General features: G+C 63.3%; 12 protein-coding genes. 9 read left to right on the forward strand and 3 right to left on the reverse strand.

From position 1 onward, the window contains the following. Nucleotides 1-2 precede the first annotated feature (2 nt). The 4 genes from dgcA (at nucleotide 3) to JV241A_RS01285 (ending at nucleotide 6189) form a co-directional block, all read left to right on the forward strand. Nucleotides 3-2063, forward strand: a complete 2061-nt coding sequence (dgcA, locus tag JV241A_RS01270; RefSeq protein WP_134061232.1) for a dimethylglycine demethylation protein DgcA — start codon at nucleotides 3-5, stop codon at nucleotides 2061-2063. Nucleotides 2064-2230: 167 nt separating this feature from the next. Further along, nucleotides 2231-4180, forward strand: a complete 1950-nt coding sequence (dgcB, locus tag JV241A_RS01275) for a dimethylglycine demethylation protein DgcB (RefSeq protein ID WP_134061233.1) — start codon at nucleotides 2231-2233, stop codon at nucleotides 4178-4180. Beyond that, a complete protein-coding gene (locus JV241A_RS01280; RefSeq protein ID WP_095163124.1) occupies nucleotides 4180-5403 on the forward strand; it encodes an electron transfer flavoprotein subunit alpha/FixB family protein in 1224 nt (407 codons plus the stop codon). The genes dgcB and JV241A_RS01280 overlap by 1 nt, the downstream gene beginning before the upstream one ends. 15 nt (nucleotides 5404-5418) lie before the next feature. Further along, nucleotides 5419-6189: an electron transfer flavoprotein subunit beta gene (locus JV241A_RS01285; protein ID WP_115084933.1), complete on the forward strand. Its 771-nt coding sequence runs from the start codon at nucleotides 5419-5421 to the stop codon at nucleotides 6187-6189. A 675-nt stretch (nucleotides 6190-6864) separates the two neighbouring features. Here the strand turns inward: JV241A_RS01285 and gbcA are convergent. Continuing rightward, a complete protein-coding gene (gene gbcA / locus JV241A_RS01290; RefSeq protein ID WP_115084934.1) occupies nucleotides 6865-8157 on the reverse strand; it encodes a glycine-betaine demethylase subunit GbcA in 1293 nt (430 codons plus the stop codon). 286 nt (nucleotides 8158-8443) lie between these two features. Between gbcA and gbcB the strand changes: the two genes are divergently transcribed. Continuing rightward, nucleotides 8444-9544 carry a glycine-betaine demethylase subunit GbcB gene (gbcB, locus tag JV241A_RS01300; protein WP_134061234.1) on the forward strand — a complete coding sequence of 367 codons (1101 nt, stop codon included), beginning with the start codon at nucleotides 8444-8446 and terminating at the stop codon, nucleotides 9542-9544. Nucleotides 9545-9573: 29 nt separating this feature from the next. Here the strand turns inward: gbcB and JV241A_RS01305 are convergent, their stop codons facing one another. Further along, entirely contained in the window at nucleotides 9574-11199 is a 1626-nt protein-coding gene (locus tag JV241A_RS01305; RefSeq protein WP_115084936.1) for a methyl-accepting chemotaxis protein, read from the reverse strand. 274 nt (nucleotides 11200-11473) lie between these two features. Here JV241A_RS01305 and JV241A_RS01310 point away from each other — a divergent pair, with 274 nt between their 5' ends. The 3 genes from JV241A_RS01310 (at nucleotide 11474) to JV241A_RS01320 (ending at nucleotide 14088) form a co-directional block, all read left to right on the forward strand. After that, the gene (locus JV241A_RS01310) at nucleotides 11474-11704 is read left to right on the forward strand and encodes a hypothetical protein (RefSeq protein ID WP_010221350.1); all 231 of its coding nucleotides are present in this window, start codon (nucleotides 11474-11476) and stop codon (nucleotides 11702-11704) included. Then, nucleotides 11701-12003 carry a cell division protein ZapA gene (locus JV241A_RS01315; protein WP_038998322.1) on the forward strand — a complete coding sequence of 101 codons (303 nt, stop codon included), beginning with the start codon at nucleotides 11701-11703 and terminating at the stop codon, nucleotides 12001-12003. Before JV241A_RS01310 ends, JV241A_RS01315 begins: the two co-directional genes overlap by 4 nt. 147 nt (nucleotides 12004-12150) lie before the next feature. Next, nucleotides 12151-14088: a methyl-accepting chemotaxis protein gene (locus JV241A_RS01320; protein ID WP_115084937.1), complete on the forward strand. Its 1938-nt coding sequence runs from the start codon at nucleotides 12151-12153 to the stop codon at nucleotides 14086-14088. Nucleotides 14089-14179: 91 nt separating this feature from the next. Here JV241A_RS01320 and JV241A_RS01325 read toward each other — a convergent pair whose 3' ends face one another. After that, a complete protein-coding gene (locus tag JV241A_RS01325) occupies nucleotides 14180-15220 on the reverse strand; it encodes a low specificity L-threonine aldolase (protein WP_134061235.1) in 1041 nt (346 codons plus the stop codon). A 254-nt stretch (nucleotides 15221-15474) separates the two neighbouring features. Here JV241A_RS01325 and glyA point away from each other — a divergent pair, with 254 nt between their 5' ends. Further along, the gene (gene glyA, locus JV241A_RS01330) at nucleotides 15475-16728 is read left to right on the forward strand and encodes a serine hydroxymethyltransferase (protein WP_115084939.1); all 1254 of its coding nucleotides are present in this window, start codon (nucleotides 15475-15477) and stop codon (nucleotides 16726-16728) included. The last annotated feature ends 14 nt before the right edge of the window (nucleotides 16729-16742 follow it).

The raw sequence follows: 16742 nt of genomic DNA on the forward strand, positions 1-16742 counted from the left end.
CCATGGCTTTCGAAGCAATGTTCCAGCCGATCCAGATCGGTAAACTGACCATCCGCAACCGGGTACTGAGCACCGCGCACGCCGAGGTCTACGCCACCGACGGCGGCATGACCACCGAGCGCTACGTGAAGTACTACGAAGAGAAAGCCAAGGGCGGCATCGGCCTGGCCATTTGCGGTGGCTCCTCGGTGGTGGCGATCGACAGCCCGCAGGAATGGTGGGCCTCGGTGAACCTCTCGACCGACCGCATCATCCCGCACTTTCAGAACCTGGCTGATGCCATGCACAAGCATGGCGCCAAGATCATGATCCAGATTACCCACATGGGCCGCCGCTCGCGCTGGGACGGCTTCAACTGGCCAACCCTGATGTCGCCGTCTGGGGTGCGCGAGCCGGTGCACCGTGCCACCTGCAAGACCATCGAGCCGGAAGAGATCTGGCGGGTAATCGGCAACTACGCGCAAGCCGCGCGTCGGGCCAAGGAAGGCGGCCTGGACGGCGTCGAGCTGTCGGCGGTGCACCAGCACATGATCGACCAGTTCTGGAGCCCGCGGGTCAACAAGCGTACCGACGAATGGGGCGGTACCTTTGAAGGCCGGATGAAATTCGGCCTGGAAGTGCTCAAGGCCGTGCGTGCCGAAGTGGGCCCGGATTTTTGCGTGGGCATGCGTATCTGCGGTGACGAATTCCACCCCGATGGCCTCAGCCACGAGGACATGAAGGAAATCGCCAAGTACTACGACGCCACCGGCATGCTGGATTTCTTCGGCGTGATCGGTTCGGGCTGCGACACCCACAACACCCTGGCCAACGTTATCCCCAACATGAGCTTCCCGCCCGAGCCGTTCCTGCACCTGGCGGCCGGCATCAAGGAAGTGGTCAAGGTTCCGGTGCTGCACGCGCAGAACATCAAGGACCCCAACCAGGCCACGCGCATCCTCGAAGGCGGCTATGTCGACATGGTCGGCATGACCCGCGCGCACATCGCCGACCCGCACCTGATCGCCAAGATCAAGATGGGCCAGATCGACCAGATCAAGCAGTGCGTCGGTGCCAACTACTGCATCGACCGCCAGTACCAGGGCCTGGATGTGCTGTGCATCCAGAACGCGGCAACCTCCCGTGAATACATGGGCGTGCCGCACATCATCGAGAAAAGCACCGGGCCCAAGCGCAAGGTGGTGGTGGTCGGCGCCGGGCCTGCGGGGATGGAAGCCGCTCGCGTGGCGGCCGAACGCGGCCATGACGTCACCCTGTTCGAGAAGAAAGACGCCATCGGCGGGCAGATCAGCATCGCTGCCAAGGCGCCGCAACGCGACCAGATCGCCGGTATCACCCGCTGGTATCAGCTGGAGCTGGCGCGCCTGAAGGTCGACCTGCGGCTGGGCACTGCGGCCGATATCGAGACCATCCAGGACCTGCGTGCGGACATTATCGTGCTGGCGGTGGGCGGCCATCCCTACATCGAGCAGAACGAACACTGGGGCGCCGCCGAAGGGCTGGTGGTCAGCAGCTGGGACGTGCTCGACGGCAAGGTGGCGCCGGGCAAGAACGTGCTGGTGTACGACACCATCTGCGAATTCACCGGCATGTCGGTGGCCGACTACATCGCCGACAAAGGCAGCCAGGTGGAGATCGTCACCGACGACATCAAGCCGGGCGTGGCCATCGGTGGCACGTCGTTCCCGACCTACTACCGCAGCATGTACCCCAAGGAAGTGATCATGACCGGCGACCTGATGCTGGAAAAGGTCTACCGCGAGGGCGACAAGCTGGTGGCGGTGCTGGAGAACGAATACACCGGCGCCAAAGAGGAGCGGGTGGTCGACCAGGTGGTGATCGAGAACGGCGTGCGGCCGGACGAGGCGCTGTACTACGGGCTCAAGGAAGGTTCGCGGAACAAGGGCCAGATCGATATCGAAGCCCTGTTCGCGATCAAGCCGCAGCCGATCCTCAGCCAACCGGGCGAAGGCTACCTGCTGTACCGCATCGGTGACTGCGTGGCGCAGCGCAATACACACGCGGCCATCTACGACGCCTTGCGCCTGTGCAAGGATTTCTGATCGACCGGCAACTGAATGCTGGTGTGTTACTACCCCTGTGGGAGCCGGCGTTGCCGGCGATGGGATCGACGCCGTGTCTGTTGTTGCGCGGTGTCTGCATCGCTGGCAAGGCCAGCTCCCACAGTGATCCCCTGGCAAGGCACTGAAGTGTCTTTTGGGAGCTTCCCATGTTGAACACCCTTATCCCCATCCTCCTGTTCGCCGCCCTGGGCCTTGCCGTCCTTGGCGCGCTGCGGCGCGTGCGGATGTGGCGCCAGGGTCGGCCGTCGAAGGTCGATCTGCTGGGCGGCCTGCTGGCCATGCCACGGCGCTATATGGTCGACCTGCACCACGTGGTCGCCCGCGACAAGTACATGGCCAACACCCACGTGGCCACGGCTGGCGGCTTCGTCCTGGCAGCGGTGCTGGCGATCCTGGTGCATGGCTTTGGCCTGCATAACAAGATTCTTGGCTATGCCTTGCTGTTCGCCACCGTACTGATGTTTGCCGGTGCGCTGTTCGTCTACAAACGTCGCCTCAACCCGCCTTCACGGTTGTCGAAGGGCCCGTGGATGCGCCTGCCGAAAAGCCTGCTGGTGTTTGCCGTGAGCTTCTTCATCGCCACCTTGCCGGTGGCCGGGATTCTCCCTGAGGGCTTCGGCGGCTGGCTGCTGGTGGCGCTGCTGGGTATTGGCGTGCTGTGGGGCGTGTCCGAGCTGTTCTTCGGCATGACCTGGGGCGGGCCGATGAAGCACGCCTTCGCCGGTGCCCTACACCTGGCCTGGCACCGGCGCGCCGAGCGCTTTGGCGGTGGCCGTTCGACCGGGCTCAAGCCCATCGATCTGGAAGATCCACAAGCCCTGCTCGGCGTGGAAAAGCCCAAGGACTTCACCTGGAACCAGCTGCTCGGTTTCGATGCCTGCGTGCAGTGCGGCAAATGTGAAGCGGTGTGCCCGGCCTTTGCTGCCGGTCAGCCGTTGAACCCGAAAAAACTTATCCAGGACATGGTCGTCGGCCTGGCCGGCGGCACCGATGCCAAGTTCGCTGGCAGCCCGTACCCTGGCAAACCGATCGGCGAGCATGGCGGCAACCCGCACCAGCCCATCGTCAACGGCCTGGTCGACGCCGAGACCCTGTGGTCGTGCACCACCTGCCGCGCCTGCGTCGAGGAGTGCCCGATGATGATCGAGCACGTCGATGCCATCGTCGACATGCGCCGTCACCTGACCCTGGAAAAAGGCGCGACGCCGAACAAGGGCGCCGAGGTGCTGGACAACCTGATCGCCACCGACAACCCCGGCGGTTTTGCTCCGGGCGGGCGGATGAACTGGGCGGCGGACCTCAACCTCAACCTGCTCGGCGACATCAAGACCGCCGAGGTGCTGTTCTGGGTCGGCGACGGTGCGTTTGACATGCGTAACCAGCGCACCCTGCGGGCGTTTGTCAAAGTGCTGAAAGCCGCGCAAGTGGACTTTGCCGTGCTCGGCCTGGAAGAGCGCGACAGCGGTGACGTGGCCCGGCGCCTGGGCGATGAAGCGACCTTCCAGCAACTGGCCAGGCGCAACATCCAGACCATGGCCAAGTACAACTTCAAGCGCATCGTCACCTGCGACCCGCACAGCTTCCATGTGCTCAAGAACGAGTACGGTGCCTTCGGCGGCAACTACCTGGTGCAGCACCACAGCACCTATATCGCCGAACTGATCGCCGCTGGCGCGCTCAACCTCGGCCAGCACAAGGGCGGCAGCGTGACCTATCACGACCCGTGCTACCTGGGTCGTTACAACGGCGAGTACGAGGCGCCGCGTGAAGTGCTGCGCGCCCTCGGTATCGAGGTCAAGGAGATGCAGCGTTCGGGCTTTCGCTCGCGCTGCTGCGGCGGTGGCGGCGGTGCGCCGATTACCGATATTCCTGGCAAGCAACGGATCCCCGACATGCGCATGGACGACATCCGCGAAACCGCTGCCGAGCTGGTGGCCGTGGGTTGTCCACAGTGCACGGCGATGCTCGAAGGCGTGGTCGAGCCGCGTCCGTTGATCAAGGACCTGGCGGAGCTGGTCGCCGACGCCATTCTCGAAGAACAGGCCCAGGCGAGCAAACCCGCCCCGGCAAAGCGTGAACCCGCGGAGGTGCACTGATGAGCGACATTATTCGCCGTGATCCGCGCGCCGAGTGGATCGCCCGCAACCGCCTGCACCCGCTGCACGCGGCCATGCAGCAGGGCCAACAGCACAGCTGGATGGGGCCCAACGGCATCATCCGCAAGAACCCCCATGGGGTCGGCTTCATCGGCCCCAACGGCATCAAGCGCATCGATCGCAGCGGCGCTCAGCAGGGCGGCAGCAGCAAGCGCACGGCAGCAGCGGCGGTGCAATTGCCGCTGCACCAGGTGGCGCAGCCGGCGTTCTACATCGCCGTGGTCCCGGACATGGTCGGCGGCCGCCTGGGCAGCCACGACCGCGACCTGCTGGGCCTGGCCCGCAGCCTGGCCGGCAGTGACGGTGCGGTGCTGGCGATGGTGTTTGGCGAACACAAGGAAAGCAACTTTTCCACAGCCGGCGTCGATCGCCTGCTGGTGATCGAAGGCGACGAGTTCGCAGGTTATGCGCCGGAGCAACTGGTGCAGGGTCTGCGCGCTGTGGATAACCAGTACAGCCCACGCCATTGGCTGCTGCCGGACAGTCGTACCGGTGGCGGCGAGCTGGGCCGGCGCTTTGCCGCGGCCATTGGCGAACGCCCGGCTACGCGCGTCTGGCAGGTCAAGGACGGGCAATGCAGCGGCCGCGCCGGCGCTGGCCAGCAGGACCTGATCCGCGGCCTGCCACGGTTGATCCTGGCGGCTGCCGAATGCGCGGAACCGGTCAGCGAAACTCGCCACGAAGCCTTGCCGGTGCAGTTATCCACAAGCGCTGTGCGCAGCTTGTCGCGAATTGAAGACCTCGGCCCTGTGGCCGTCGACCCGGCCGCCATTGCCATGGCCGAGGCCGAGTTCATCGTCTCGGGCGGCAACGGCGTCAAGGACTGGGACCTGTTCCACCGCGCCACCGTTGCGCTGGGCGCTACCGAAGGCGCTTCGCGGGTGGCCGTGGACGACGGCTTCATGCCGCGCAATCGCCAGGTCGGTGCTACCGGTACCTGGGTGACCGCGCGGGTTTATGTGGCTGTGGGTATTTCCGGGGCGATCCAGCACCTGCAGGGCATCGGGGCCTGCGACAAGGTGGTGGCGATCAACATGGACCCGGGCTGCGACATGATCAAGCGTGCCGACCTGTCGGTGATCGGCGACAGCGCGGCGATTCTCCAGGCGCTGATCGAGGCTGTGGAAAACTACCGCAACGACGCCAAGCGCGATGCGGCCTAAGGGCAGGGGATAACTATGCACACCAAGGTCATCAGTCTGGTTTCAATCGGTGCCCACCCCAGCTCCGGCCGCAGCCGCCGCGCCGAACAGGACGCCCGGGCGGTGGAACTGGGCCTGCAGCTGGCTGGGGATAACTTGCAGGTGCTGCATGCCGGCGACCCGCAGGAGCCGGCCTTGCGCGCCTACCTGGGCATGGGCCTGGAACACATTGACGTGCTGGAACAGCCGCAAGGCGCCGATGCCCTGGGCGTACTGGGCGACTATCTGCGCGACGCCGGTGCCCAGCTGGTGCTGACCGGCAGCCAGGCGGAAACCGGCGAAGGTTCGGGGATGCTGCCGTTCCTGCTGGCCGAGCGCCTGGGCTGGCCGTTGGTGGTGGGCCTTGCCGAAGTGGAGTCTATCCACAACGGCGTGGCCCAGGTCCTGCAGGCCCTGCCACGGGGCCAGCGGCGCCGCTTGAAGGTGCGCCTGCCGTTGCTCGCCACTGTGGATAACGCCGCGCCCAAGCCGCGCCAGAGCGCGTTTGGCCCGGCGCGGCGTGGGGTGTTGGCCGCGCGCCAGGTGGCAATCATCGAAGACGAGTTATTCACAAGTGCCGAACTGCAACCGGCCAAGCCACGGCCCAAGCGCCTCAAAGTGATCAAGGCCAAGAGCGGCGCCGACCGCATGAAAGCCGCCACCGCCAAGGCCAGTGGCGGCGGTGGGCAAGTACTCAAGGACGTCAGCCCTCAGGACGGTGCACAAGCCATCCTCAAGCTGCTGGTGGAAGAGGGTGTGCTGCGCTGACAGTTGCTCACAAAGTCTGTTGGCCGATCTGTGGATAAAGTGTTTGTGCATGGCTGGAGGGCACGCATTGCGTGCCCTTCGGCGTTATGGTCAAAAAATGATCAGGCTAAGTTGCGGATTTTTCGAGGTTTTCTTCCCTGGCCGGCGATGAGTTTGCCCACAATCGCTGTTGGCGGGTCTGTGGATAATATGTTCGCCCATGGCTGAGAGGCCCGTGGGGCAAGGGCTGCGCACGGTTGATCAAAAAACACTCAATTGTGTCATTTTTACTTGTACAGGCCCAGTGTTTCGGCTTCTCGAAGCGTTATCCACAAGGGTTTTTCGGGGCTTGGACTTTTGCACACAAAGTCTGTTGGCGTCTCTGTGGATAAGGTGTTCGCCTTCCGCTGTGAGCCTTGTATTTAAAGGCGCGCAGAGAATTGATCAAATATTGACCAATAAAATTTAGCGGGAAAAACAACGACTTGCCCACATTAGCTGTGGGCTGTCCTGTGGGTAAAGTGTTTGCTGTGTTGACGGGCCCAGTGGGGCCGGGGGATTGCGGTAGGTGGTCAAATTTTGTACAGGCTGGTACGGCCCCATCGCTGGCAAGGCCAGCTCCCACAGGGTTTGCAGGTATACACACCACCTGTGGGAGCCGGCCTTGCCGGCGATGGGCCGCAAAGCGACCCCGCTTTACTGCGCAGCCACACCCTTGAGGTAAGGCGCCGGTGCCGCCCCCAGGTTGCTCAGCATCCGCTCGCTGTACCAATCGACAAAATTCACCACCCCAAACTCGTAGGTCTTCGAATAAGGCCCCGGCTGGTACGCTGTCGAGTTGATCCCGCGCTGGTTCTCTTCCGCCAGGCGCCGGTCCTGGTCGTTGGTGGCATCCCACACCTGGCGCATGCGCGCCGGGTCGTAGTCGACACCTTCAACCGCATCCTTGTGCACCAGCCACTTGGTCGTGACCATGGTCTCTTGCGCACTGATTGGCCACACGGTGAAGACGATGATGTGATCGCCCATGCAGTGGTTCCAGGAGTGCGGCAGGTGCAGGATGCGCATCGAGCCCAGGTCCGGGTTCTTGATCCGGCCCATGAGCTTCTGGCAGCCCTGCTTGCCGTCCAGGGTCATCGACACCGTGCCCTTGAGCAGCGGCATGCGTACGATGCGGTTGCGCAGGCCGAAACTGGCGTGGGCGTAGGGGATCTTCTCGGCGTCCCAGGCGGCGGCCGAGGCGGCGACGTGGTCCTTGAACGCCTGGTCGGCGCGCGGGTCGGTGACGTCGTCCCACTCCAGGAGGGTTTTCAGCAATTCAGGGTGCGAACCGCTGCAGTGGTAGCACTCGCGGTTGTTTTCCAGCACCAGCTTCCAGTTTGCCTTTTCCATCAAGGTGGTTTGCACCGCCACCTTGGTGTTCTCCATGTCGTAGGGTTCCATGTAGTGGGTCAGGGTGGCGAGGAAGTCATCGATGGCTGGCGGGTTCTCGGCCAGGCTGATGAAGATGTAGCCACCGGCGGTCTTCACGTTCACAGGCTTGAGCCCGTACTGCTTCATGTCGAAGTCGGCGCCCATCTCGGTACCGGCGAACAGCAGGCGCCCGTCCAGCTCGTAGGTCCACTGGTGGTAATGGCAGACCAGCTTGGCGACCTTGCCCTTGTCGCTGGTGCACAGGCGGGAACCGCGATGGCGGCAGACGTTGTGGAAGGCATGCACCTGGCCTTCGGCACCGCGCACCACCAGGATCGGGTTCTTGCCGATCTGCAGGGTGATGAAGTTGCCCTTGGTCGGGATTTCGCAGGTCATCCCGGCGATCAGCCATTCCTTCTGGAAAATTTCTTCCATGTCGATCTGGAACAGGCGCTCGTCGCAGTAGAACGGCTGTGGCAGCGAGAAGGTCCGCTCGCGGCTCTGCAGCATCTCGGCGGTGGCCTTGCGTGCAGGTTCCAGTGGATCGCCCAGACTCAAAGTTGCGGTGACGTCCATCGTGTAGGTCCTCATGGCCAGTGCTTGTGGCCGGTGAAAGTGGCTAATCGTTGTTATGGCGACGCAAGGCACAAATACAGCAGGATCATTTGCGATGGAGTGTGCGTTCGAAGAGCGCTTGAACCATATCCATGGGCGACATGATCAGATCCGTTTCCGACGCGCCAGCCCCTGTAGCCGGGGGCTGGTCGCGATAAGCACGCCAATGTCGCGGATGGGTAAGTGTTGCCTGCGCGGCTTAAGCAGAATCGCAGCCATCAGGCCGCAGTCGGCCGTGGAGACGAGCATGTCCAACAGCTTCCTCAATCCGGTCAGCACCCAGACTTGGGCCAACGGCCGCCACATCGTCCGTTGCGTCAAGGTGATCCAGGAAACCTGGGATGTGCGCACCTTCTGCTTCATGGCCGACCAGCCGATCATGTTCTTCTTCAAGCCCGGGCAGTTCGTCACCCTGGAGCTGGAGATCGACGGCGAGCCGATCATGCGCTCCTACACCATCTCCAGCTCTCCGTCGGTGCCCTACAGCTTCTCGGTGACCATCAAGCGCGTGCCCGGCGGCAAGGTCTCCAACTGGCTGCACGACACCCTGCACGAAGGCCAGGAGCTGGCGGTGCACGGCCCGGTGGGGCTGTTCAACGCCATGGATTTCCCCAGCCCCAAGGTGCTGTACCTGAGTGGCGGCGTCGGTATCACCCCGGTGATGTCCATGGCCCGCTGGTTCTACGACACCAACGGCAATGTCGACATGGTCTTCGTCCACAGTGCGCGCTCACCGAAAGACATCATCTATCACCGCGAGTTGGAGCACATGGCCTCGCGGATCGACAACTTCAGCCTGCACATCATTTGCGAGAAGCATGGCCTGGGCGAGCCCTGGGCGGGCTACCGCGGCTACCTGAACCAGAAGCTGATGGAGTTGATCGCCCCCGACTACATGGAGCGGGAGATCTTCTGCTGCGGCCCGACGCCGTACATGAACGCGGTCAAGCGCCTGCTGGAAAGCAGCGGCTACGACATGAGCCGCTACCATGAGGAGTCGTTCGGCGCGACCCCGGCCGAGGTCAAGGCCGATGCTGTGGAACACGCCGAACAGGCCGCCGAAGCCGCCGAGGTGGACGCCGGCGACCTGCACCAGGTGGAATTCACCGCTACCGGCAAGAGTATCCGCGTGGCCCCGGGCGAGACTGTGCACGCGGCGGCGGCCAAGCTCGGGCTGATGATCCCCAAGGCTTGTGGCATGGGCATCTGCGGCACCTGCAAGGTGCTCAAGCTGGGCGGGGAAGTGGAGATGGAGCACAACGGCGGCATCACCGATGAAGACGTCGCCGAAGGCTATATCCTTTCGTGCTGCAGCGTACCGAAAGGGGATGTGCGGATCGAGTACTGAGTAGCGACTTGACCCGCGATGCGTTTGCGTTACACGCTGAAACGTGCCACCAGCCCGCTCAGGTCCACCGCCAGGCGCGACAGTTCGGCGCTGGCCGCGCTGGTCTGGTGGGCGCCGGTGGCCGACTGCACCGACAGGTCGTTGATGTTGACCAGGTTGCGGTCCACTTCGCGGGCGACCTGGGCCTGCTCTTCGGCCGCGCTGGCGATCACCAGGTTGCGCTCGTTGATTTCGGCGACCGCACCGGTGATGGTTTCCAGCGCCAGGCCGGCGCCACGGGCGATGTTCAGGGTCGACTCGGCGCGTTCGGTGCTGTTGCGCATGGAGTTGACCGCCTGCTCGGTGCCGCCCTGGATGCTGCCGATCATCCGTTCGATTTCGCTGGTCGACTGCTGGGTACGGTGGGCCAGGGCACGCACTTCGTCGGCCACCACGGCAAAGCCACGGCCGGCTTCACCGGCACGGGCCGCTTCGATGGCGGCGTTCAGGGCCAGCAGGTTGGTCTGGTCGGCCAGGCCGCGAATCACGTCGAGCACCTTGCCGATATCGCGCGACTCTTCCGCCAGATTGCCGATCAGTTCGGCGGTGCCTTGCACGTCGGTGCTCATGCGCTCGATGGCGCTGACGGTTTCCATCACTAGGTCACGGCCGTCACCGGCCGAGCGGGTGGCTTCCTTGGAGGCTTCCGAGGTGCTCACGGCATTGCGTGCCACTTCTTCCACGGCGCTGGTCATCTCGGTGACGGCGGTGGCGGCCTGTTCGATTTCGTTGTTCTGCTGCTGCAGGCCACGGGCGCTTTCGTCGGTGACGCTGTTCAGCTCTTCAGCCGCCGACGCCAGCTGGGTGGCGGAGCCGGAAATCTGCTGCAGGGTATCGCGCAGCTTGTTCTGCATCTTGGCCATGGCCTTGAGCAGGCGCGCAGCTTCGTCCTGGCCTTCGGCCTGGATGCTGCGGGTCAGGTCGCCCTCGGCGATGCGTTCGGCCGCCTGCAGGGCTTCGTCGATCGGCTTGACGATGCTGCGGGTCAGCAGCAGGGCGCAGATCAGGGTCAGGGCAGTGGCAGCCAGCAGCAAGCCGATCACCAGGGCAACAGCGTTGGAGTACTGGTCGGCGGCGGTGCGGTTGATCTCGCTGGTTTGCTCGGTGTTGATGCTGATCAATTGATCCATGACGCTGTTGATCTGCTCGGAGCTGTCGAGCATGTCGCGGTTGATCAGGTTGCGCAGGGTCTCCAGGTCATTGTTCTGCGACGCCAGGCGCATGCGGTTTTCCAGCTGGCGGTACTGGCCCAGCAGCTGCACGTACTGGTTGTAGGCAGAGCGCTCCTGGTTGCCGGAGATCAGCGGCTCGTACACCCGGCGCGCTTCGTCGATCTGCTGGTTGCGCTGGTCGATCAGCTTGAGGGTGGCCTGCAGGGTGCCGGCTTCGCGGTTGAGCAGCAGGCGGTACGACAAGGTGCGCAGGCGCAGGGTCAGCTGGGTCAACTGGTCGAGGTTGGTGATGCTCGGCACCGTCGAGGTTTCGATGGTTTCGCCGGCCTGGCGAATCTTGCTCATCTGGTTCAGGGCAAACAGACCCAGGGCCAGCATCAGCGCACCGATCAGAGCAAAGCCCAGAAGCGCGCGCGGGGCGATATTCATGTTGCGTAGGGACATGGTGGTATCCAGGAGGGGAAAGGGCACGTTATCCGTGCGGCAGATTCAGGACTGCCATGCCTATCGGTCGGCCGGGAAAAGACTTGAGCGGGCGAAGATGAAATTGTGAGGCAGCTAACTTTTTTCCTGACCGGTGGTAGACAAAACGGGGAACCGCAGGGCTATCGGTGGGTCAATCTGCACCAGGCCGAAGCGTCTAAACCCGATATCCCTGGCGAGCACGCGGACTTTTCTTTATCGTGTGCGCCCCCTGAAACACCCCGAGAAGGCAATCATGTTGGAAACTTCCCTTAGTCAACTGGAGCAACTGGTCAGCGACCTGGTGCAGAAGAATCAGGAACTGACCGAGCGCAACGCGCAGATCAGTGCCGAACTGGCCCAGGCCAAAGATGAAAACGACAGCTTGCAACTGAGCCTGCTGGAGCAGGAAGAAAAACAGGGCGCCACCGCCGCGCGCATCCAGGCCCTGGTTGAGCGTGCCAGCGTTGGTACCGTGAACGCATGAAAACCTCAGCGCAGCCGATCAATGTCGTGTCGATCCTCGGCAGCGATTATTCGATCAAGGCCCCCGAAGGCCAGGAGCAAGCGCTGGCGCAAGCGGTGCAGATGCTCAACGCCTCGCTGGCCGATACCAAGCGTAAGTACCCGACCCTGATCGGTGACAAGCTGCTGGTACTGGCAGCCCTCAACCTGTGCTCGCAGCAGATCGAACTGCAACAGCAGCACCAGCAGGCCCTCGACCGTTACCAAGAGCAAGTCAACGCCACGGTCGATGTGATTGCCCGGACCATCAGCAACAGCTGATCGCGTCCAAGCCCCCGCTACATCCTTTTGCCAGCTCACCACCTTCGGGAGGGTGGGCCGGCTTTGCTGTGGATCAGATTGTATTTCCTGTTGTATACAATTGGCCTGTCTCTTGCACTACAGGGCTTATTTACCCAGGGGAAATACATGCAGTTCTGGCGGCGCAGTATCCAGTGGCAATTGATCGCAAGCATGGGCGCAGCGCTGTTGCTGAGCATTCTGATCGTGGTCGGCATCTATAGCGTGGCGGTCAATCGCCTGACCGAGCGTTACCTGGTCGACACCGCCTTGCCGGCGAGCATTGAGGCGATTCGTAACGACATCGAGCGCATGCTTGGCCGACCGTTGACGGCGGCGGCCGACATTGCCAACAACACGTTGCTGCGCGATTGGCTGGCGGCGGGGGAAGACAGCACCCAGGCGCCGCAATTTATCGAGTACCTCGAAGCCCTGCGCAAACAGAACCATGCCTTTACCGCGTTGTTTGCCGCTACAGCGAGCAACCACTATTACAACGAGAAAGGCCTGGACCGCACCCTCAGCCGCAGCAACCCGGCGGACAAGTGGTTTTTCGGCTTTATCGACAGTGGCAACCCGCGCCTGCTGAACATCGACACCGACGGCAGCACCGGCGAACTGGCACTGTTCATCGACTATCGGGTGGAGAAAGCCGGGCAACTGGTGGGTATCGCCGGGCTTGGCCTGCGTATGACCGAACTCTCCGAATTGATCCACAACTTCAGCTTCGGCGAACGTGGGCGGGTGATGCTGGTGCGCGGCGACGGTTTGATCCAGGTGCATCCGCAGTCGGCGTTCAGCGGTAAGCAGCAGCTCGCCGAGCAGATCGGTGGCGAGGCTGCCAAGGTGGTCCTGAGCCGTGAACAGGGCCTGCACAGCAGCCGCTTCGAGCGCGATGGCGAGGGCTACCTGGCCCTCAGCCTACCGCTGCGTGACCTCAACTGGACCCTGGTCGCCGAGGTGCCAGAAGCACAGATCTATGCCCAGGTACGTGAGACCGTCTGGCTGACCAGCCTGATTGGTGCAGCGGTCGCGCTGGTATCGCTGTTGCTGGTGGTGCTGCTGGCCCGCGGCATCGTCCGCCCCATCCGGCGTGTGACGGGGGCCTTGATGGCCATCGGCAATGGCGGCGGCGACCTGACCCAGCGCCTGGACGAAAACCGCGCAGACGAGCTGGGCGACCTGGCCCGTGGCTTCAACCGCTTTCTCGACAGCCAGCGTGACCTGATTGGCGAAGTGCTGAATACCAGCGAACGCTTGCGCGCGTCGGTAGCGCAAGTGACGCAAGTGGTAGAGAACACCGCCGAACGTTCCGACCGCCAGCAGGAAATGACCGAAATGGTCGCCACTGCCGTGCATGAGATGGGCCTGACCGTGCAGGACATTGCGCAGAACGCCGGTAACGCTGCCGTGGCGTCGGAAACCGCGCGCACCGAAGCGCTGCAGGCCCGCGAAGTGGTACGCCGCTCGATTGCCCATATCGAGGGCATGTCCAGCGAGATTGGCCAGGCGGCGAGTGCAGTGGGTGAGCTGGCCACGGAAGTGGCGTCGATCGACGAAGTGCTGGCGGTGATCCGCAGCATCTCCGAGCAGACCAACCTGCTGGCGCTCAATGCCGCCATCGAGGCGGCGCGGGCGGGTGAGATGGGCCGTGGCTTTGCCGTGGTCGCCGATGAAGTACGGACCCTGGCGCGGCGCACCCAGGTGTCCACCGATCAAGTGCAGCAGATGATCCTGCGCCTTAAGCATGGCGCGGGCAGTGCGGTCGCATCGATGCAGGCCGGCCAGGCGGCAACCGGCACGGGCGTGGAGTCGAGCCAGCAGACCGGCGCTTCGCTGGGCACGATCACCGATCAGGTCGAACACATCAGTGACATGAACCATCAGGTGGCGACGGCGACCGAACAGCAGTCGGCGGTGACGGAGGAGATCAATCGCACCGTGCAGGGGATTTCCGACCTGGCGCGGGAAACGGCAGTGGATGTGCAGGGCTGTCGGCAGGAGTGTCAGGCGTTACGCGGCTTGGCCGATGATCTGGCGCGGCAGATGGGTGGGTTCAGACTTTAAATCGGGGGTGAGTTCATCGCTGGCAAGCCAGCTCCCACAAGTAAGGTGCATGCCGTACCTGTGGGAGCGGGCTTGCCCCGCGATAAGGCCCTCAAGCCCCCATCACCGCCCGGATATCCGCCGCCAGCTCACGCACCCGCGCTTCTTCGGTGTCCCACGAGCACATGAACCGCGCGCCACCGCTACCGATAAAGGTGTAGAAACGCCAGCCCTTGTTGCGCAAGGCTTCCAGCGCTGGTTCCGACATCTGCAGGAACACCCCGTTGGCCTCCACCGGGAACATCAGCTCAACTCCTGGCACATCGCGCACCAGTTCGCAGAGCAACTGCGCGCAGCGGTTGGCATGCACGCCATGGCGCAGCCAGGCGCCGTCTTCCAGCAGGCCGACCCAGGGCGCCGACAGGAAGCGCATCTTCGACGCCAGTTGCCCGGCCTGCTTGCAACGGTAGTCGAAGTCTTCGGCCAGCTGGCGGTTGAAGAACAGGATCGCCTCGCCCACCGCCATGCCGTTCTTGGTGCCGCCAAAGCACAGCACATCGACCCCGGCTTTCCAGGTCAGCTCGGCCGGGCTGCAGCCAAGGTACGCGCAGGCGTTGCTGAAGCGCGCGCCGTCCATGTGCAGGTTCAGGCCCAGCTCCTTGCAGGTGGCGCTGATGGCCTTGAGCTCTTCCGGACGGTAGACGCTGCCGACCTCGGTGGCCTGGGTGATGGTCACCACGCGCGGCTTGGGATAGTGGATGTCCTGGCGCTTGAGCGCCACTTCGCGGATCGACTCGGGGGTCAGCTTACCGGCTTCGCTGCGCGCGGTGAGCAACTTGGAGCCGTTGGAGAAGAACTCGGGGGCGCCGCATTCGTCTGTTTCGACGTGGGCGGTCTCCGAGCAGATCACGCTGTGATAGCTCTGGCACAGGGACGACAGCGCCAGCGAGTTGGCCGCGGTGCCGTTGAAGGCGAAGAACACTTCGCAGTCGGTTTCAAACAGTTTGCGGAAATACTCCGAGGCGCGTGCCGTCCATTGGTCGTCGCCGTAGGCGCGCTCATGGCCCTGGTTGGCTTTTTCCATGGCGGCCCAGGCTTCCGGGCAGATACCTGAATAGTTGTCGCTGGCGAATTGCTGGCTTTTATCTGGCATGACACTGTCCTGTGAACGACGCAGGTGAGCACTCTAAACCAAGTTCCGGGTGGCCGCCTATCGCTGGCAAGCCAGCTCCCACAGTGACCGTGTGGGAGCTGGCTTGCCAGCGATGCAGGCGACATCGGCCCCCATGTCGTAAACGCACCTTTGTGTGGCGTCCGTAGGCATCTGGGCTGTCTGCGTCGGTCATACCATCGCTGAAAAGGGCAATTGCCCGACAAGAACCGATGCCGCTGCCGGGAGAAACTGCGATGTTCAGCAAGCAAGACCAGATTCAGGGTTACGACGATGCACTGCTGGCGGCGATCAATGCCGAAGAGCAACGCCAGGAAGATCACATCGAGCTGATCGCCTCGGAAAACTACACCAGCAAGCGTGTCATGCAGGCCCAGGGCAGCGGCCTGACCAACAAATACGCCGAGGGCTACCCCGGCAAGCGCTACTACGGCGGTTGCGAGCATGTGGATAAAGTCGAGCAACTGGCCATCGACCGCGCCAAGCAGCTGTTCGGCGCCGATTACGCCAACGTCCAGCCACACTCCGGCTCCTCGGCCAACAGCGCCGTGTACCTGGCCCTGTTGCAGGCCGGCGACACCATTCTGGGCATGAGCCTGGCCCACGGCGGGCACCTGACCCACGGCGCCAAGGTGTCGTCCTCGGGCAAGCTGTACAACGCCGTGCAGTACGGCATCGACACCAAGACGGGCCTGATCGATTACGACGAAGTCGAGCGCCTGGCGGTGGAGAGCAAACCGAAGATGATCGTCGCCGGGTTCTCGGCCTACTCGAAAACCCTCGATTTCCCACGCTTCCGTCAGATCGCCGACAAGGTCGGTGCCTACCTGTTCGTCGACATGGCCCACGTCGCCGGCCTGGTCGCCGCCGGGCTGTACCCGAACCCGTTGCCGTACGCCGACGTGGTCACCACTACCACCCACAAGACCCTGCGCGGTCCGCGTGGCGGCCTGATCCTGGCGCGCAGCAACGAAGAGATCGAGAAAAAGCTCAACGCCGCAGTGTTCCCCGGCGCCCAGGGCGGCCCGTTGATGCATGTGATCGCCGCCAAGGCGGTGTGCTTCAAGGAAGCGCTGGAGCCTGGCTTCAAGACCTATCAGCAGCAGGTGATCGACAACGCCCAGGCCATGGCCGAGGTGTTCATCAAGCGCGGCTATGACGTGGTCTCCGGTGGTACCGATAACCACCTGTTCCTGGTCAGCCTGATCCGCCAGGGCCTGACCGGCAAAGATGCCGACGCCGCCCTGGGCCGCGCCCACATTACCGTCAACAAGAACGCCGTACCCAACGACCCGCAGTCGCCGTTCGTCACCTCCGGCCTGCGTATCGGCACCCCGGCGGTCACCAGCCGCGGCTTCAAGGTCAGCCAGTGCGTGGAGCTGGCCGGCTGGATCTGCGACATCCTCGATAACCTCGGCGATGCCGATGTCGAGGCCGATGTTGCGAAGAACGTGTCGGCACTTTGTGCAGATTTTCCGGTTTATCGCTGAGTGGTCCAGGAGTA

The organism is Pseudomonas sp. JV241A, from assembly GCF_900275665.1.
Lineage (GTDB): Bacteria > Pseudomonadota > Gammaproteobacteria > Pseudomonadales > Pseudomonadaceae > Aquipseudomonas > Aquipseudomonas wadenswilerensis.